Origin of the sequence: Haloferax sp. Atlit-12N (assembly GCF_003383095.1) — an archaeon.
Taxonomy (GTDB): Archaea; Halobacteriota; Halobacteria; order Halobacteriales; family Haloferacaceae; genus Haloferax.
On sequence record NZ_PSYW01000002.1, the window covers coordinates 66223 to 84141 of the forward strand.

At 67.1% G+C, this 17919-nt stretch carries 20 protein-coding genes; 8 read left to right on the plus strand and 12 right to left on the minus strand.

Going from position 1 to position 17919, the window contains the following annotated elements; translation table 11 throughout:
- Window positions 1–55 precede the first annotated feature (55 nt).
- Together C5B90_RS08535 and C5B90_RS08540 are read right to left on the minus strand one after the other, a co-directional pair.
- The gene (locus tag C5B90_RS08535) at window positions 56–472 is read right to left on the minus strand and encodes a DUF3054 domain-containing protein (RefSeq protein ID WP_115880750.1); all 417 of its coding nucleotides are present in this window, start codon (window positions 470–472) and stop codon (window positions 56–58) included.
- A 21-nt stretch (window positions 473–493) separates the two neighbouring features.
- On the minus strand, window positions 494–1075 hold the full coding sequence (locus C5B90_RS08540) for a class I SAM-dependent methyltransferase (RefSeq protein ID WP_115880752.1): 582 nt from the start codon (window positions 1073–1075) through the stop codon (window positions 494–496).
- Between the two features lie 58 nt (window positions 1076–1133).
- On the opposite strand from C5B90_RS08540, the gene C5B90_RS08545 reads away from it, so the two are divergent.
- From C5B90_RS08545 to C5B90_RS08555, 3 genes are all read left to right on the plus strand, one after another.
- Window positions 1134–1754: a GNAT family N-acetyltransferase gene (locus C5B90_RS08545; protein ID WP_115880754.1), complete on the plus strand. Its 621-nt coding sequence runs from the start codon at window positions 1134–1136 to the stop codon at window positions 1752–1754.
- A gap of 27 nt (window positions 1755–1781) precedes the next feature.
- Window positions 1782–2762, plus strand: a complete 981-nt coding sequence (gene fen, locus C5B90_RS08550; RefSeq protein WP_115880756.1) for a flap endonuclease-1 — start codon at window positions 1782–1784, stop codon at window positions 2760–2762.
- A 66-nt stretch (window positions 2763–2828) separates the two neighbouring features.
- Window positions 2829–4178, plus strand: coding sequence for a transcriptional initiation protein Tat (locus C5B90_RS08555; protein ID WP_115880758.1), 1350 nt, complete (start codon window positions 2829–2831; stop codon window positions 4176–4178).
- Between the two features lie 9 nt (window positions 4179–4187).
- Here C5B90_RS08555 and C5B90_RS08560 read toward each other — a convergent pair whose 3' ends face one another.
- Window positions 4188–5540, minus strand: coding sequence for an aspartate aminotransferase family protein (locus C5B90_RS08560; RefSeq protein ID WP_115880760.1), 1353 nt, complete (start codon window positions 5538–5540; stop codon window positions 4188–4190).
- A 220-nt stretch (window positions 5541–5760) separates the two neighbouring features.
- Here C5B90_RS08560 and C5B90_RS08565 point away from each other — a divergent pair, with 220 nt between their 5' ends.
- The gene (locus tag C5B90_RS08565; RefSeq protein ID WP_115882456.1) at window positions 5761–7026 is read left to right on the plus strand and encodes an AI-2E family transporter; all 1266 of its coding nucleotides are present in this window, start codon (window positions 5761–5763) and stop codon (window positions 7024–7026) included.
- Between the two features lie 14 nt (window positions 7027–7040).
- Here C5B90_RS08565 and C5B90_RS08570 read toward each other — a convergent pair whose 3' ends face one another.
- A complete protein-coding gene (locus C5B90_RS08570) occupies window positions 7041–7328 on the minus strand; it encodes a PadR family transcriptional regulator (protein ID WP_004044685.1) in 288 nt (95 codons plus the stop codon).
- Window positions 7329–8000: 672 nt separating this feature from the next.
- Window positions 8001–8147: a hypothetical protein gene (locus C5B90_RS20795; protein WP_004061251.1), complete on the minus strand. Its 147-nt coding sequence runs from the start codon at window positions 8145–8147 to the stop codon at window positions 8001–8003.
- Between the two features lie 144 nt (window positions 8148–8291).
- Here C5B90_RS20795 and C5B90_RS08575 point away from each other — a divergent pair, with 144 nt between their 5' ends.
- Entirely contained in the window at window positions 8292–9002 is a 711-nt protein-coding gene (locus C5B90_RS08575; protein WP_115880762.1) for a hypothetical protein, read from the plus strand.
- Window positions 9003–9044: 42 nt separating this feature from the next.
- Window positions 9045–9278 carry a flagella cluster protein gene (locus C5B90_RS08580; protein WP_115880764.1) on the plus strand — a complete coding sequence of 78 codons (234 nt, stop codon included), beginning with the start codon at window positions 9045–9047 and terminating at the stop codon, window positions 9276–9278.
- A 24-nt stretch (window positions 9279–9302) separates the two neighbouring features.
- Here the strand turns inward: C5B90_RS08580 and C5B90_RS08585 are convergent, their stop codons facing one another.
- From C5B90_RS08585 to glyA, 5 genes are all read right to left on the minus strand, one after another.
- Window positions 9303–9815, minus strand: a complete 513-nt coding sequence (locus C5B90_RS08585) for an NUDIX hydrolase (protein ID WP_115880766.1) — start codon at window positions 9813–9815, stop codon at window positions 9303–9305.
- 15 nt (window positions 9816–9830) lie between these two features.
- The gene (gene folD / locus C5B90_RS08590; RefSeq protein ID WP_115880768.1) at window positions 9831–10724 is read right to left on the minus strand and encodes a bifunctional methylenetetrahydrofolate dehydrogenase/methenyltetrahydrofolate cyclohydrolase FolD; all 894 of its coding nucleotides are present in this window, start codon (window positions 10722–10724) and stop codon (window positions 9831–9833) included.
- Between the two features lie 99 nt (window positions 10725–10823).
- The gene (locus tag C5B90_RS08595) at window positions 10824–11393 is read right to left on the minus strand and encodes a VIT1/CCC1 transporter family protein (protein WP_115880770.1); all 570 of its coding nucleotides are present in this window, start codon (window positions 11391–11393) and stop codon (window positions 10824–10826) included.
- Window positions 11393–11692, minus strand: a complete 300-nt coding sequence (locus C5B90_RS08600; protein WP_115880772.1) for a DUF211 domain-containing protein — start codon at window positions 11690–11692, stop codon at window positions 11393–11395. Before C5B90_RS08600 ends, C5B90_RS08595 begins: the two co-directional genes overlap by 1 nt.
- A 99-nt stretch (window positions 11693–11791) precedes the next feature.
- Window positions 11792–13039 (minus strand): serine hydroxymethyltransferase, encoded by a 1248-nt coding sequence (gene glyA, locus C5B90_RS08605; protein ID WP_115880774.1) that lies wholly within the window; start codon window positions 13037–13039, stop codon window positions 11792–11794.
- A gap of 366 nt (window positions 13040–13405) precedes the next feature.
- Here glyA and tbsP point away from each other — a divergent pair, with 366 nt between their 5' ends.
- Both tbsP and C5B90_RS08615 read left to right on the plus strand, forming a co-directional pair.
- The gene (tbsP, locus tag C5B90_RS08610; protein WP_115880776.1) at window positions 13406–14233 is read left to right on the plus strand and encodes a transcriptional regulator TbsP; all 828 of its coding nucleotides are present in this window, start codon (window positions 13406–13408) and stop codon (window positions 14231–14233) included.
- Window positions 14234–14282: 49 nt separating this feature from the next.
- Window positions 14283–15971: a YcaO-like family protein gene (locus C5B90_RS08615; protein WP_115880778.1), complete on the plus strand. Its 1689-nt coding sequence runs from the start codon at window positions 14283–14285 to the stop codon at window positions 15969–15971.
- Between the two features lie 238 nt (window positions 15972–16209).
- On the opposite strand, the gene C5B90_RS08620 is transcribed toward C5B90_RS08615, so the two are convergent.
- Both C5B90_RS08620 and C5B90_RS08625 read right to left on the minus strand, forming a co-directional pair.
- Window positions 16210–17328: a DUF63 family protein gene (locus tag C5B90_RS08620; RefSeq protein WP_199517501.1), complete on the minus strand. Its 1119-nt coding sequence runs from the start codon at window positions 17326–17328 to the stop codon at window positions 16210–16212.
- Between the two features lie 118 nt (window positions 17329–17446).
- On the minus strand, window positions 17447–17917 hold the full coding sequence (locus C5B90_RS08625) for an Lrp/AsnC family transcriptional regulator (protein ID WP_115880782.1): 471 nt from the start codon (window positions 17915–17917) through the stop codon (window positions 17447–17449).
- Window positions 17918–17919: the final 2 nt, after the last annotated feature.

Consider the following 17919-nt stretch of genomic DNA (forward strand, 5'->3'; position numbering starts at 1 on the left):
AAATACGGTTTCGGTCAGTTCTTCGGTTCGGTTCGCGGGGGGCGGTGTTCGACGCTCAGACGAGTTTGAAGTACAGCGTCCGCCAGACACCGAGCGCGGCGGAGCCGAGCACCAGCATGACCGCGACGAACGTGAGTTCGACGCCGCCTTCGAAAAGCGGCGTCCAGCGAATCGCCATGCCGATGACGGTCGCCGCGAGCCACGAGCGGATTCCGAGCGGGACGGCCGACTTCGCCGACTCGGCCGCGCCGGGCGAGTACGCGCCCAAAAGCGGGGCGGTGACGAGCCATCCGATGAGGAACGGGACCGCGGTGAGTACCCAGCCGACCGGGTCGGCCGAGAGGTACGACACCCCGTTGTGCTGAACCACGCCGACGGTGACGAGGAGGAAGATGGCGAGCACGTCGCCCACGGCGATGGGTAACGCCCCGGCATCGAGTCGCTCCTCTAAGAACGAAGTCGAGGTTGCCATAGGCGAGGATTCGTCGCCCCCCTAATGGCTTTCCCGCTTTTTTCCGACCACCGTGTACTCGAAGCCCCGTTCGACCACGTCGGCATCGAACCCGACGCGTTCGAGGAACCGGACGAGTTCGTCGGGCGTAGCGAACGCCGACCCGAAGCCGACGACCCGCTCGGCGGCGACGAGCCCTCGGCCGAGGAGCGTTTCGGGGTCGAACTCGTTGACGGCGAACACCCCGCCGGGCGCGAGGACGCGGAAGACCTCCTCGGCGACGCCCCGCTGGTTCGGCATGTGGTGGAAGGCGTCCACGACGGTCACGGCGTCAAGGGAGTCGTCGGCGAAGGGAAGCCCTCGGGCGTCGCCGCGGACGCAGTCGAGGCCACGCTCGCGCGCTCGGCGGAGCATCCCGGCCGAGCGGTCGAGGACGATTCGCTCGGGAACGTCGAGCGCGAGGGTCGCCCGCCCGGAGCCACCGCCGATGTCGACGACGCGTTCGACGGGGCGGTCGGCGCGGTCAAGCGCGGTTCCGAGCGCGCCGGGGTCGGCTGGCGGCATCACGAGGTCGTAGACGGGTGCGAAGCGGTCGAAGAACCGAACGTCGCCTGCGCCGTGCATGCCCGACTCCACGCCCCCGCCGGGGAAGGTTCTTGCGCGCGGCGGTCCCATCTCGGCTATGGAGTTCGACCTGCTCGGGTGGCCCGAAGACGGGCCGCGGCTCCGTCTCGACTACCGGCGGTTCGCCTACGCGGGAAAGTTCGTCACCGCGGCGACGGGCAAGACGGTGCTCCGGGACCCCGACGAGTCCCTGCCGCCCCTCGACGACGACCGACCCGCGCCGACCGGCGGCCCCGACTCCCTGCCGCCGCTAGCCGAGAACGTGGTCGCTGCGGTCGCGTTCAACGAGGACCGGACGGACCCGACGACGCTCTGGCTCCGGTACGTCACGGTCCGGCGGGACCGCCGGGGCGACGGACTCGGCCCCGACCTCCTCCGCCGGACCTGCGAGGCCGCCGCCGACCGCGGCTACGAGACGGTCCGCATCGCCGCGAACAACCCCTTCGCCTACGAGGCGTGCCACAAGGCCGGATTCGGCTTCACGGGCCGCGAGACGGGCGTCGCCGAGTTGGTGCTTGAGCGCCCCGCCGACGCGCCCGCCGCGGCCTCCCGCGAGACGTACCAGTCTGGCCTCGACCGTTACCGCGCCCGCGACCTCGGCGACCCGGAGCGGACGTTTCTCGCGGCGCGCGAGGGGGCGGAGCCGCCCGGTGCCGACGGCGTTCACTCGGACGATTGAAACCCTCGGCCCTCGAAAGCCGAGCAAATGGGAAACGCAGACCTGCGGACGCTCGCCGCGCTCTCCGAGGTGTCGTTCGACGAGGTGGCCGGGAGCGTCGTCGCCGTCGACGCCCACAACTGGCTGTACCGCTATCTCACGACGACGGTCAAGTGGACGAACTCGGAGAAGTACACGACGAGCGAGGGCGAGGAGGTCGCCAACCTCGTCGGCATCGTCCAGGGGCTCCCCAAGTTCTTCGAACACGACCTGACGCCCGTCTTCGTCTTCGACGGCGGCGTCACCGAGATGAAAGACGACGAGGTGGCGAAGCGCCGCGAACAGCGCGAGAAGGCCGAAGAGCGGCTCGAAGCGGCTCGTGAGGCAGGCGACGCGGTCGAAGCCGCCCGGATGGAAGCACGCACTCAGCGACTCACCGAGACGATTCAGGACACCAGTCGCGAACTCCTCTCGCTGCTCGACGTGCCCGTGGTCGAAGCGCCCGCCGAGGGCGAGGCGCAGGCGTCCTACATGGCCCGCAAGGGCGATGCCGACTACGTGGGCAGCGAGGACTACGACACCCTCCTGTTCGGCGCGCCCTACACGCTCCGACAGCTCACGAGCAAGGGCAACCCCGAGCTGATGGACCTCGACGCGACGCTCGACAAACACGACATCACCTACGAGCAACTCGTCGACATCGCCATGCTCTGCGGGACCGACTTCAACGAGGGCATCACGGGAATCGGGCCGAAGACGGCCGTGAAGGTCGTCACAGAACACGGCGACCTCTGGTCGGTCCTCGAAGCCCGCGGCGACACCATCCCCAACGCCGACCGGGTGCGCGAGTTCTTCTTGGACCCGCCGGTCACCGACGACTACGACTACGACACGGACATCGACCCCGACGTGGCCGCTGCCCGCGAGTTCGTCACCGAGACGTGGGAGGTCGACCCCGAGGAGGTCCGCCGCGGCTTCGAGCGCATCGAGGAGTCGGTCACGCAGACCGGTCTCGACCGCTGGACGTAGGGCGCGTTCGACCCGAGTCAACAGTCCGCCGACACGTTTACACGGACTGGTTCGGAACTCCGGCGTGTGTCCCCCGACGACGCCCCACCCACAGACGGCTCTCCCTCCAACGAACCCTCCTCGCTCTCGCGTCGCCAACTGCTCGGCCTCGTCGGCGGCGCGGGCGCGGTCGGCGGTATCGGCTGGTTCAGGCCGACGTGGCTCCCCAACCCGATTACGGACTGGCTGACGACGATGTACCCTGACCCGCCGAGCAACTACGTCTGGCAGCCGCCGGTGAGCGACGAACACGCCGACGCGGCGGTGGCGAACCTCGAATCCGTCGTCGAACGGGCTGAGGAGTTGCGCTCGCGTGTCGACCGCGATTCGGTGGACAAGGACGTGCGGTTTCACCTCCGTATGTCGCCGGCGGGCGGGCATCTCGAATCCGCGAAGGACTGGGGCAACGCTCGCGACCGACTCAGGTCTGCGACTACCGGACTTCAGTACGCCGGTGAGACGGTCGGCTACGCGACCGTCGTACTCGGAAACGACGACCCCGAGTTTCTCGTCGAGCGCGGCCGCGAACTGGAGCGGGCGGCCGACGAACTCGCGGCGTCAATCTCCGAGTACCGCGTCTCCGACCCCGGCCGCGACCTCGCGTATCTCTACGCCATCGAACGACTCCTCTCGTTCACACGACTGACCGTCGGCTGGGGCGACTCGAACGGCAGCGACGAGAAGGCCGACTACTCGGCACACGACTTCGCCCGCGAGTGGGGCTCGCAGTTGCAGGCACAACAACGCCTCCGGACCGCCCGCTATCACCGCGAGCAGTACCGAGCGAACCTCGGCGACGACACGATTCCATACGGGGACCGACTCACTGACGCTATCGAGTCGTTCTGGACTCGAATCGACGAGTACCCGCGGCGGAGCGAGATGCGGACTACGATCGAAGAAGAGCGCGACCTTGACCAATCGACGCCCTACGGGGCCGCCCGGTGGGAGCTGTTTACGCTCTGTTTCGACAACGACGCCAGATACGTCGGGGACTACGAGCGCGGACTGACCGCGAAGCAGTTCGTCGACACCGCCCGTGCCCTCCTCGCGCGGCGTGCCCACGACTTCGCGCTCGACGCCCTCGACGTGGACCCCGGCGATACCGACTACGACTCCGGCCGGTCGTTCCGAGCGAAGCGCCGGGCGATGCGCGAGTTCCGTCGCGCCCGCGACGAGTACGGCTCCCCTATTGCAGGCGTCGTCGCCAGCGAGGCGGCGCGCCGAATTCGCGCCGGCGACGTGAGTCTCGAAATGGGCGACGGTCCCGCGTGGAAAGAGCGCGTCGAATCGGCGGTGTACTACCTCGTCGGTGCCGGGATGATGCGCGAACTCGGGAACGTGGTCGAACCCGTCGTCAACCGCGACGTGACCTGACCGGCCGCGTTACGACACGTCTTCGATGGCGTCTACCAGCATCGTCGCGCCGAGGTCGATTTCGCGGTCGGTCACGTCGAGCGGCGGGAGGATTCGGAGCACCTTGTAGCCGCACGAGAGGGTGAGGAGGCCGCGTTTGAGGGCGGCTTCCTGCACGGCGTCGCGGCGTTCTTTGGTGTCGAACTCGACGGCGAGAAGCAGGCCTTTGCCGCGCACGTCGACGACGGTGTCGGGCGCGTCGTCGCGCATCCGCTCGGTGAACTGCCGGCCGCGGGCGACGGCGTTGTCGAGCAGGTCGTACTCCTCGATGGCTTCGAGCGTGAACACGCCCTGCATCGAGGAGACGATGTCGCCAGCACCCCACGTCGAGGAGAGCCGCGAGGTCTCGTCGGGGAATATCTCGTCGTTCGAGACGGTCGCGCCGACGCGGAGGCCCTTTGCACCGGTGATGATGTCGGGTTCGATGGGGTAGTGGTCGGAGCCCCACATCTCGCCGGTGCGGCCGACGCCGGTCTGAATCTCGTCGGCGATGAGCGTCAGGTCGTAGTCGTCGACGACGGCGGCGAGTTCCTCGGCGAAGGCGTCCGAGGGGAAGCGGTAGCCGCCCTCTCCCTGTATCGGTTCGACGATGACGTAGGCGACCTCGTCGGCGTCGATGTGGCCCTTCTTCGGGTGGAGCTTCTGTCGGAGTTTGGAGACGGCGGAGTCGGCGTCGGGGAAGAAGCCGCAGGAACACGTCTCGGGCGAGCAGGCCCGGTCGTCGCAGAACGGCACGTCGAGGACGCCCGAAATCTCGGGGAACTTGCGGCGGTAGACGGACTTCGAGCGGTTGAGCGAGAGCGCGCCGAGGGTGCGGCCGTGGAACGCGCCCTCGAAGGTGACGCCGTACTTCGCGCCGTCGGCGTGGTCGTAGGCGATTTTGATGGCGTTCTCGACGGCCTCGGCCCCGGAGTTCGACAGGAACACCGTGTCCATCCCGTAGTGGCTCGTGAGGTCGGTCAGTTTGTCCATGAGCGCGGCGGGGCCGGGGAGTTGTTCCTCGCCGGGTGCGGAGCCGTCGCTGACGTAGAAGTCCTGCCCGGCGATTTTCGTCGGGTCGACGAGGTCGAACTCGGCCATGCGGTCCATGAGCTTCGGGTTGTTGTAGCCGAGCGGGGCGGCCGCGACGTGGCTCGTGAAATCGAGGAGGACGTTGCCGTCGACGTCGGTGCAGAAGGGGCCTTCGGACTCCGCCGTGATGTCCCAGACGAAGTCGTAGACGTACGTGCTCGGCGCGGCGTGTTCGTGGTGGTACTCCACCCACTCGCGCGCTTTCTCGCCGGGCATCGAATCGACGCGTGGCACCGCCGTCTCTCGGTCCATGCGCCTCGGTACGAAGACCCGTGTGTTAAGATATTCGTTATTAATGGTGCAATATCAGCCGAGACGCGGTCCAGTCGGTCGATTTTATCCCGTGAACGGAGGGGTTCGGCGGCCGAACGTGACGGTGTCCCGTCGTGACCTGTCGCTCCCGCGATAGGCTTTTGACGCCTCCGCGTCCGTGTTGGGTATGGCTCTCCGTGACATTCAGCGCTCCCGGGCGATGTGGTGGGCGCTCGCGTTGGTTCTCGCGGGCGCGCTCGCCTACGTCGTCTACTCTTTCATCGGGACGTTCGTCTTCGGTCTCTTCATCTACTACGCCACGCGGCCCATCTACCGGCGGATTCGGAGGCGGGTGAAGCCCCCAAGCCTCGCGGCGGCTGTGGCGCTTTTCGCCCTCGCGCTCCCCGCGCTCGGACTCGTCGTCTACGCCGCGACCATCGCCCTCCGCGAGTTCCTGAAATACGCCGACCAACTCTCCTCCGACGAGGTGCCTATCGACCTCGAAGCCTACGGCATCGACCCCACGCTGTTGGAGGGAATCGCCAGCCCGCAGGCGCTGTTGGAGTACGACTTCCGCTCGGTGTTGACTCCCGAGGCGATTAGCTCGGTGTTCGATTCGCTGAGCGTCGCCGCCAACACCTTCGCATTCCTCGGTATCGGCGCGATTCACCTGTTCGTCATGATCGCGTTCGCGTTCTACCTCCTCCGCGACGGCCACCGACTCCGCCGGTGGGGCCAGTCGATGTTCGCCGACGACCACGGCATCCTCGAGGCCTACATGCGCGGCGTGGACCGCGATTTCAACAACATCTTCTTCGGCAACATCCTGAACGCCATCCTCACGGGCACCATCGGCGTCATCGCGTACTCGCTTTTGAACGTCATCGCACCCGTGGGCGTCCACATCCCCGCACCGGCGCTTATCGGCCTGCTCGCCGGGGTCGCGAGCCTCATCCCCGTCGTCGGGATGAAGCTCGTCTACGTCCCCGTCGCGGCCTACATGGCTCTCGAAGCGACGATTGCCAACCCCCCCGGGTTCTGGTTCGTCCTGCTTTTCGCCGCCGTCTCGTTCGTCATCGTGGACACGATACCCGACCTCGTGCTCCGGCCGTACGTCTCCGGACGGAGCCTCCACGTCGGGGCCGTGATGCTCGCCTATACGTTCGGTCCGCTCCTGTTCGGCTGGTACGGCATCTTCCTCATGCCGATGATACTCGTGCTGTTCGTGAACTTCGTCCGGCTCGTTCTGCCGGAGCTCCTGGCGGGGAAGCCGATTCGGCCGTACATGGTCGACCCCGCATATCTGGTCGACGGCCCGCCAGTCGACGAGCTGACCGTTGACGAGGAGGATGACACACCGCGAGAAACAGCCGCGACCGACCGGCCGAAAGAGAGCGAATCGGACGAGCTAGAGACGTTTACCGACCGAGACGAGAAATCGAGTCGTGACTCACGGTCGCCGTCCGACGCCGGCGTGGACGGGTAGTCCGAGTCGCCCGCTCACGCTTCGAAGTCTTCGGGGACGTACTCCGCTTCCCACTCGTCGCGGGCCTTTATCTCACGGCGACCGCGGCGGGTGAGCGTGTAGTAGTTGGTCCGGCGGTCGCGCTGGCCCTTGTCGACCAGCCCCTTCTCGACGAGCGTGTCGAGATTGGGGTAGAGCCGCCCGTGGTGAATCTCCTTTTCGTAGTAGGCTTCGAGTTCTTCTTTGATGGCGAGTCCGTGCGGCTCTTCGAGACCCGCGATGACGTACAGCAGGTCTCGCTGGAATCCTGTCAGGTCGTACATCGGTAAATTCGACTCGTATGTTACTGTCTAATTCAGATAAGCATATCGGCCTCGACCGACGAATCTCCCTCGAAAACCCGCTAGTCTCCGAGATACTCCGTCAGCAATTATGTAGTCCAAATTACTAATTACCCGAAGTTGCTGTTTCGATGTCCGGATATGTCCACAACTGGACGGCTCGGGCGAATTAAGCGAGCAGATTGTTAAGTGTTATCAATGAACAATCGATCGACTATCTAAAACGGAAATCCGAGGCGAGGTGGCGGCGTCACCACTCTCTCGGAGCAGTCGGCGGCGGGTCGAACACGTAGCTTGTGTGACAAGGTCGAGTTGACGACTCGGATGACCACCGAGTACGGTCGGAGTCGGTACTCGGATACACTCGAACACAGCGCGGATGAAACAGTCGCTTGTGGGTCGTAGCTTCGCGCAGAAGGAAAGCAAGCCGTGCCGGAAATCTCCGGCACGGCATGCCGCCCTGAATTGGTCCCCGCTGACGCTTCGGCCCTCCAAAGCGAAGCGTCACTATCGGCTACTGTTCGGTTTCACTTAAAGATAACGACGCGTGCCAAACATTGACAACGCGGCAAACAGTCCGTATGAGTGGCACGTACGCGCCGAATTCCGGAAGATCGTCGATTTCACTCGACTCTGGGATTTATGTTGGGTAAATCACATGTGTTCCTCTTCCAGCACCCAGCCGAGCGCCCGCTTGTAGTGCGTCATGAGCTTTCTGACCCCTTCGTGTCGCATCTCCTCGGAGTCGAGTTCGTCCTTCAGGAACTCGTACTGCTCTCGGACCTCGGATTCGCTTCGCATGCGTCGATGGTGGGTCGCCGAACGTATGTAGCCCGGCGGTCGTCTCGGCTGGCGGCCGCTCACCGCCGCGTCGACTCGCCTCGCTCTTGATGCCCTCCGCGTCGGGTCGCCGTGCTTTTGCGCCGTCGGGGCGAACCCAGTCGCATGGAGATACGCGGCGAGCGCGAGTGCAAGGAGTGCGACCACCGGTGGTCGTACTACGAGACGGGAAGCGTATCGTGCCCGCAGTGCGGGAGCCTCCGGAGTGTCGGCGTCGGCGACAGAGCGCGCCACACCGCCATGCAGGCCGACCTCGACCTCTCGGCGCACCGCTCCGCAGTCGGCGACGGGTCGATTCGGGACGCCGCCCCGGCGTTGAAGTCCGACCTCCGCGACTACATTCGGAAGACGGGCTACATCCGCGGGGGCGAACTGCTCCCCCTCGAAGACACCCCGCTCGCGGCCCACGAACTCCTCCACGCGGTCGACGTGGTCGCCCGGTCGAACCGACCCACGGACGACGAACAGCTCTACGTCATCACCCTGCTCCGCCGCGCCGACGAGGGCGAGCGACCCACGCCTGACGCCGTGCCCGACTCGATGACCGACGCCCGCGGCCTCGCCTACGCCGAGGCCATCGACGCCTACTGCCGCGACCTCTCGACGTGGCTCGACGACAACCCGAACCCCGAGGTCAGAACGACGCTCGAAACCCTCTCGAACCACCGCAAACGCGTCGAAGCGCTCGACGGGGCCGTCTCCCTTTCGGAGTCAGAGTCGCTCGTCGAGGCCGCCCGCGAACTTCACACCGCGCTCGTCGACGACGACCTCGACGCGCTCGCGTCGGCCCGCGACACGCTCGCGGCGCTGTTCTGACGCTCCCGAACGTTTTTCGTCCACGACGACCCTTCGCCGACGATGACTGCCGGATTCGACATCCACGACGTGCGCCACCGGGTGAAACTACTCCGCGACGACGGCGAGACCACGCTCATCGAAAACCGCGACGGCGTGGCCTGTCCGGCCTGCGGCGACGACTTCTCGCAACTGCTCATCTCCGACCGAACCGCGCACAGTTTCGACGTGGACGCCGGCACCCGCTTTTGCGTTCGGCGGGACGGCGACCAGCTACTCGTGGCGACTCACGAGTGAGAAAAGACCGCTGTCGAACGGGCGTCAGCGCCCGAGAAGAAACCGAATCAGCCCGCGGTCCAGCGTGTCGTCGGGGAGCGTCTCGAACCACGCCACGTCGGCGATGGCCTCGTCTTCGAGACCGGGGTCGTCGGTGAGGTCGCCCGCGACGGTCGCCTCGTAAATCGCGAACCGAAAGCTCGCGGCGTCGTCACCGTGGTGAAACGACTGCTCCGTGACGACTCGAAGCGCGCCCACGTCGGCGTCGAGGCCGGTCTCCTCGGCAACCTCGCGGACTAGCGCCTCACGTCTCGACTCGCCGGCTTCGACCCCGCCGCCGGGGAGGACCCACTCTCCGTCCTGCCGGACGAGAAGCACCGCGCCGTCGTGCTCGCGCTCGCAGAGCGCGCCGACGCCCCAGTCGAGGCCGTCTTCGATGCGCTCGAGGGCGCGGGCGAACGCCTCGGCGCCGAGGTCGTGGCGGTTCCGACGCCGGATGACGCCGTCCACGTCGTACGTCCACTCGCCGTCGATGTCGGCGTCTAACGGGGGACTCACGGTTCTCGAACCGATTCAGGGGAGGTCCACGTCGACGCCCTCGGCTTCGGCGGCGGCCTTCACGGTGTTCCAGAGGAGCATCGCGCGGGTCATCGGGCCGACGCCGCCGGGGACGGGCGTGATGGCGCTGGCCTTCTCTTTCGCGGAGTCGAACTCTACGTCGCCGACGAGTTCGTAGCCCTTCTCGTTGTCCGCGTCGACGCGGTTGACGCCCACGTCGATGACGACGACGCCCTCGGAGAGCATGTCGCCGGTGACGAGTTCGGGGACGCCCGCGGCGGCGACGACGATGTCGGCCTCGCGGGTCTTCGCGGCGAGGTCGTCCGTGCGCGAGTGGCAGACCGTGACCGTGGCGTTGCCGCCTTCGGCCTTCTGGATGAGCAGGTTCGCCATCGGCTTGCCGACGATGTCCGAGCGGCCGACGACGACCACGTCAGCGCCTTCGGTCTCCACGTCGGCGGCGTCGAGGAGTTTCTGGACGCCGTGGGGCGTACAGGGTTTGAAGCGGGCGTCGCCGGCGACGAGGCGACCCACGTTCTCGGGGTGGAAGCCGTCCACGTCCTTGGCGGGGTCGATGCGGCGGAGGACCGTTCGGTCGTCGACGTGGTCGGGGACGGGCATCTGGACGAGGATGCCGTGGACCTCGTCGTCGTCGTTGAGGTCGTCGACGAGCGAGTACAGTTCGTCGGCGGGCGTCTCGGGGTCGAGTTCGTAGTCGAACGCCTCGATGCCGACCTCCTCGCAGTCGCGCTGTTTCATCGAGACGTACGTCTCGCTGGCGGGGTCGTCGCTCATCAGCACGGTCGCGAGACCCGGCTTCACGCCGGCCTCGTCGAGCGCGTCGATGGCGTCGGCCAGCCCGTCTCGAATCTCCTCGGCGACGGCGTTGCCGTCGATGATGGTCGTCATTGTCTCAGACAGCGCGCCCCGACCATTTCAAAGATTCGGATTCGTGCGTATTCTCGACCGTAAACAGAGCAAAATATACATGAATGTGGTTATCGGCAGTCACCCGAACAGCAGGTTCACGGCGGCCACCGCGACGCCCGCGAGCGCCATCCGCAGGCCGGCGACGTACCACCGCTGGTCCGATATCGACCCCATGTACGCGCCGAAGGAAAACGGGATACCCGTCCCGAGGCCGACCGAGGCGAGCGTCGCCCACGTCATCGAAAGCAGTCCGCCGACCGCGAGAAACGGGAGCAGCGGGACGACGATGCCGACCAACGGGCCGAGTCCGCTGGCGGCCGCGTTGATTCCTCGCGCCGCGGCCTTGTCTCGCTCCACCGCGGTCCCGCCGAGGTCGGTTAGCATGGCCTCTTCGATGCGGGCCAACTCGGCTCGCTTCTCGGCGCGCTCTATCTCCCAGACGCTCCAGACGCCGGAGGTGGTCAGGCCCACCGCCGCGCCGACGCCGATTTTCACGACCGTCAGCCCCTCCGTGACGCCGGTGAGGTACGCGCCGATGACGAGGCCGATGCAGGTCAGCGCCCCGTCGAACCCGTTCGAGACGAAGTACCGGCGGGAGATGGCGCGGACGCGGTCGTCGCGCAGGAGCGCGCCGAGCCGACCGAACATCACGAGGCCGACGGGTCCTGCGGCTGGTTCCGGTACTCCACGAGTTCCTCGCCGGCGACCACTTCGTCGACCGAGTGGACCGTCCCGCCGAGGTCGCGGACGCGACGCTCGACCTCGTCGGCGTCGATGGCCTCGCCCTCCACGACGAGTCTGAGGTTCTGGACCTCGCGGTCGGTTTCGAGGAGCGTCGCGTTCACGCCGGCCACGCCGGCCGCGTCGGCGACCTCGCGGGCGAACTCAACCGTCGACGGCGAATGCGGTTTCAGCACGTCGAGAACGAGCCGACGAATCGGTGCCATGTCGAGTAGCGATACGGCGGCGCGGCTAATAGTGTTACTTGGGAGAGGTGTTCGAAAAACCGGACGACTCGGACCGCAGTGGTCGCCCGTGAGTGTCGCTTACTCGTACAGCGGGTTCGCGTCGCAGAGTTCCTGCACGCGCTCGGAGACTTCCGCGAGCACGTCGTCGTCCTCGGGAGCGTCGACGACCTTCACGATGAGTTCGCCGACTTCGCGAATCTCGTCTTCGCCGAAGCCGCGGGTGGTGAGCCCGGGCGTGCCGGCGCGGATACCGCTGGGGTTGAACGCCGAGCGCGTCTCGCCGGGGACGGTGTTCGCGTTCAGCACGATGCCCGTCGATTCGAGCGCCTCCTCGGCGGTGCCGCCGGTGAGGTCGGGGTGCGAGTCGCGGAGGTCGACGAGCACGAGATGCGTGTCGGTGCCGCCGGAGACGACGCTGAGACCGTGGTCTTGGAACGTCTCGGCGAGCACCTTCGCGTTGTCGACGACCTGCTGGGCGTACTCCTCGAACTCGGGTTCGAGCGCCTCTTTGAAGCCGACCGCCTTGCCGGCGATGTTGTGCATGAGGGGACCGCCCTGCGCGCCGGGGAAGACAGCGGAGTCGATGTCGGAGGCGTACTCCTCGTCGCACATGATGATGCCGCCGCGACCGGCGCGGATGGTCTTGTGGGTCGAGCCGGTGACGAAGTCGGCGACGCCGACCGGCGAGGGGTGGACGCCAGCGGCGACGAGGCCCGTGATGTGGGCGATGTCGGCGAGGTGGAGCGCGTCCACGTCGTCTGCGACCTCCTGAATCGTCTCCCACTCGACGGCGCGTGGGTACGCGGAGTAGCCGGAGACGATGATGTCCGGCTCGAACTCCGCGGCCTTCTCCGCGAGCTGGTCGTAGTCGATGTAGCCGCTTTCGGCGTCGACTTCGTACTGTTCGACGTCGTAGAGCTTGCCCGTGAAGTTCGCGGGGTGACCGTGGCTCAGGTGGCCGCCGTGGGTCAGGTCCAGCGAGAGAATCTTGTCGCCGGGTTCGAGCATGGCGAGGTAGACACCCATGTTGGCCTGCGTACCGGAGTGCGGCTGGACGTTGACGTGCTCTGCGCCCCACAGCTCCTTCGCGCGCTCGACGGCGAGGGTCTCCACGTCGTCGGCGTACTCACAGCCAGCGTAGTAGCGCTTGCCGGGATAGCCCTCGGCGTACTTGTTCGTCAGCGCGCTCCCCTGCGCTTCGAGGACCGCTTCGCTGACGTGGTTCTCCGAGGCGATCATCGCGAGCGTGTCGCGCTGGCGTTCGACCTCGCCGTCGAGGGCGTCTGCCACGGCGGGGTCGACGTCGCGGACGTGGCTGTAGTCCATACGTAGTATCCGGTCCAATTACGGCATAAATGTGTCCCATTTGGCTACGCCTGCCGGTGTTGTGTTGCACACCCGTGTACATTCTGTGGTGTGCTACCGTGAACAGATACACGAACGCGCGATACTGAACGTCTCCGACGTGTCCCCGAGCCGAACTGAGCGCCGAGGCCGACCGCCGTGGACGACAACTCCCGGACGGATGAGGTACTCGGTTCGCCCTCGATTTTCCCGCTCACCGGTAGGAGTAAAATTTCTGAAACGAAATGCTCAATTCGCGCGATACAGCGTTGGTACAACTCGATTTCGAATACGTTCTGCCGGTCGTCTTGCGTTAATATTAAATATATTACTGGCGATATTCAAGCTATGGCTATTCGTTCTAATCTACTCGCTGAGGGGGTAGGAGACATCATCGAGTCCGTCCTTTCCTCGTCGGAAGACGAGGTGTTGGTCGCGAACCCGACCGCCGAGGTCATCGAGGGGCTCGTCGCCGTGGCGACCGACATCGACGGCGACCTGCCGGAAATCCGTCTCGTCGCCGACGAGAGCGTCCTGAAGGACGTGCTCGACGACTTCATCGTCGCCGCGAACGCCGCGAACCTCGTCGCCGACGGCGCGCTCTCGATGCGGACCGCCAACGACGAAGTCGAGAACACGCTGTTCGTCACGCCGAACTCGGTTGTCGCGCTCGTCGCCGCCGGTGACAAGGTCGCCGGCCTCGTCACCGACGACGAGGCGTTCGTCGAGACGGCGTTCGAGGCCCATCAGGCCCACTGGGCGGACGCGCCCGAGTTCAAGCTCCGGACCCCGCCGCTCTCGCGCGTCCGCGAAACGCTCGGCGAGGATATCGGCGAAGAGACGCTCGCCGACTTCGATGCCGTGCTCGCTTCGCTGTCGTCGGCTCGTGGCGACGGCGACGGCCTCGACGAGGTAACTATCTCGCTTCTCGTCGCCGCCCGCAACGAGGTTCTCCTCTACGACATCTCGAAGTGGGGCGAAGACGTGGGCATCGCCAGCAAGGCGACGTTCTCCCGAACGAAGACGAAGCTCGAAGAACTCGGCCTCATCGACACCGAGAAAGTACCCATCGACGTCGGTCGCCCGCGGCTCCGCCTGAAGCTCGGCGCGGACGAACTCGTCGCCGCCACCGCGGACGAACTGGCCGACGAGGCCCAGAAACTGCTCGACGCGTAACCGACCGCGACCCCCTCGCTTTTTCCCTCCGCCTCTCCTCGTCGCGCGCATGAACATCGGACTCGTCGGGAGCGGTCCCGCCGCCGAGTCGATTCGCGCGGCGTGCGCCGACATCGACGCGACGGTCGCGGAGACGGCCCCTGACTCGCTCGGTTCGTTCGACCTCGGATTCGTCGTCGCCGCGGCCGGCAGCGACGTCTTCGACGCGGCCGACGACGCCGCCTCGCGGTGGCTTGCGGTCGAAATCGGCGGTATCGGCGGTCATTCCGTGGGCGACCTCGACGCGGCCGTGTCGGCGTTCGACCCCGCCAGCGCCGACTTCGCGGACCTCCGGGCGCGCGTCGCGTCCACCACGGAGTCGGAGGGTCGCCCTGGCGGCGACCGCGCCGCCGTTCGACTCGCCGGCGCGGTGGCCGGGCGACGCGGTATCGCGCTCCTCTCGGGCGACGACGTGGCCGGGACCGTCGTCGAAGTCCCCGGTCCCGAGCGGTCGTTCCTCCCCGCGCCGTCGCCGATGGAGCGGGACCGAACCCTCGACCGCGACTTCCGCGCCGTCGAGTTAGATGACGCGCTCGCGCGGGCCGAGTCGGCCGTGGACGACCGCGTCGGCATCGTCACGCAGGTCGGTGAGCGCGAGTCGTTCCCGCTTCCGTACTACGTCGCGCAGACAGCGGACACGACGGTCTACGCCGACGCTCGGGCGGCCGAACTCGCCGGCGGCGCGGCCGCCGGCTGGGACGAGGCCTACATGAAGGCGCTCGGCGAGGCGCTCGAACGCTACTCGGCGGGCGTCTACCGAACCAGCGAGTTCGCCGTCGCGCCCGCGGCGTCCCGGCCGGCCGCGGTGCCGCCGAGTCGCTTCGTCAGACCCGACTCCTTTCGCGACCCCGACCCCGAGGAGCCGATTCAGTGGGTCGAAGGCGAGGACCTCGCAACCGGGGCGACCGTCTCGCTCCCGGCGGAGTTCGTCCACTACCCGCCGCCGTCGGAGCGACACAAGCCGTCGATTACGACCGGCCTCGGCCTCGGAAACACCGGGACTGAGGCGGTTCTCTCGGGGCTCTACGAGGTCGTCGAGCGCGACGCGACAATGCTCGCGTGGTACTCGACGTTCGACCCACTCGGACTGGACGTGACCGACGAGACGTTCGAGACGCTGGCGGCCCGCGCCCGCTCTGAGTCCCTCGAGGTGACTGCGCTCCTCGTGACGCAGGACGTGGACGTGCCGGTCGTGGCGGTGGCCGTCCACCGCGACGGCGAGTGGCCGAAGTTCGCCATGGGCTCCGGCGCGGATCTCGACGCGAACCGCGCCGCTCGCTCCGCGCTGGCCGAGGCGCTTCAGAACTGGACCGAACTGCGCGCTATGGGACCAGAGCAGGCCGCGACGCAGGGCGGCGCGATTGCGACCTACGCCGACTTCCCGAAGCCCGCACAGACGTTCGTCTCGCCGGACGCGACCATCCCCGCGGACTCGGTCGGTCCCGACGAAGTCCCCGAGGGCGCGGCCGAACTCGACGCGGTCGTCTCGGCGGTCGCCGACGCCGGCCTCGACGCGTACGCGGCGCGGACCACCCCGCGCGACGTGGAGCGACTCGGCTTCGAGGCGGTCCGCGTGGTCGTTCCGGAGGCTCAGCCGCTGTTCATCGGCGAGCCGTACTTCGCCGACCGTGCTGAGTCGGTGCCGCGGGATCTCGGCTTCGAACCGCGACTGGACCGCGAGTTCCACCCGTTCCCGTAGCTGGTGGGTCTCGGGGTTCGTGGGCGTCGTGGCTGACAGCCGGCACGGGCGGCCGCGTGGCAGGCGGGCCGAATCGAGTCCGCGCGGCGGTGTGCCGGACACCCGCGAGCCGCCGCACGGCCTGCGTCACAGAATAGCGGCGTTAGCCGCGGCTCGGTACTTGAAGCTTCGTCGGGGCGCGGCCGTGAACGAGAGGTCGGAGAGCCGGAGAATCGGAGCGGAGGGGACCGCGGGTCGATTAGACGCCGAACGTCGCGCGGAGCATGTCGCGGCTCCCCGGTCCGAGCCCGACCGCGAGGACGGCGATGAGAAGCAAGATTGCGTAGCGCGGGCTGTCCTCGAATATCTGCTCGTCGAACACCCAGATGACGGCCGTCGCGGCCACGAGTTTGACGAGCAGGAACGGCCACGCGTCGCCCGTGATGGCCAGCACCGACTCGGGGAGCGTGGAGGCGGTGAAGTCGACGACGGCCTGGTTCACCGGGTGCTTCGGGACGAGGTTGTTCCCCGCGCCGAGCGCGACCATCCAGTCGAGGCCGATGACGTTCGCCACGCCGTCGACGGCGTGGCCCCAGATGACGACGAGGCCGATGTACCCGGTCCCCTCGTTGACTTCTGGGGCGAAGTGCTCGACGAGCCACCACGTCGCCGCGGCGGTGAGCGTCGCGCCGACGAGGATGACGGCGAGCACCTGCGGGTAGAACGTCGCGCCCTGCGCGCCGGTGAGGCCGGCCCACAGGAGGTAGCCGAGCGTGACCGCGAGCACCGCGAGGCCGGCCCCGAACAGCGGTTTCACGTAGTCGTCGACGAGCCCCCGCCGTTCGGCGAAGACGCTCCCGACGACGGCGACGAGGGTGATTGCGAAGACGGTCACGTAGATGACCGGGCTGATGACGAGCGTGTTCAGCGGGTAGCTGATGAGCGCGTCGGCGACGCCGGGCGAGTCGTTAGCGTCCTCGACCACGCGGAACGCGCCGCCGAACAGCATGAACGGGAAGAGCGCGTAGAAGAACCGCGGGCGCTCACCGATGTCGAGACGGCGGAGGAGGAACACGACGCCCGAGAGGGCGATGACGAGCGTGACCATGTACCCGACCTCGGAGACGAGCGTGTAGCCGGGGTACGCGACGGGTTCGGCTGCGGCGGCGCAGGCCGACGCCGTGTCGAGATACTGCGTGACGCCGTTCGCCCGAACCGCGCAGACGGCCGAGTTCGCGTCGGCTTGGACGGGGCCCCAGAAGTAGTGCCAGATGAAGCCGTCGTAGACGACGCGAGGGAACGCGAGCGACCCGCCGACGAGGGCGACGAGGATGGCCACGACGCCGAGTCCCCAGAGGCGCTCGGAGTCGAGACCCATTCGCTCTGCTACCGTTGCCATAGCCGATACCCCGACGGCGGGCCTGTTTAGGGTTCCGGTCTCTCGCACTCCCCGCGCACGCCTCGGCGGGGCGAATCAGTTCTGCGACGAGCGGGATTCAGTTCTCGTCGTCCGGCTCGCGAATCGGCAGCACCGGGTCGTCGTACTCGGTCCCGAGGATGACCATCGTCTGGGACCGCGAGAAGCCGTCGAGCTCGGCGATGTGGTCGAACATGAGTTCGCGCAGAGCGTCGGTGTCCTCGGCGTACACCCGGAGCATGACGTCCCACTCGCCGGTGGTGAGGTCGATTTCTTGGACGCCCTCGATGTCGCGAAGCTGTTGGAGCGCCTCCTTCTCGCGGCCCTGTTTGACCCGGAAGCCGACCAGCGCGGAGGTACCCAGTCCGACCTCCCGCGGGTCGACGTGGGCGTGGTAGCCCTCGATGACGCCGGCGTCTTCCATCCGGCCGACCCGGTCGTGAACCGTCGCACTCGACATATCGATTCTGCGAGCGATTTCGCTGAACGGGGTCCGCGCGTCTTCCATCAGAATCCGGAGAATCGCCCGGTCCGTCGCGTCGAGGTCCATGC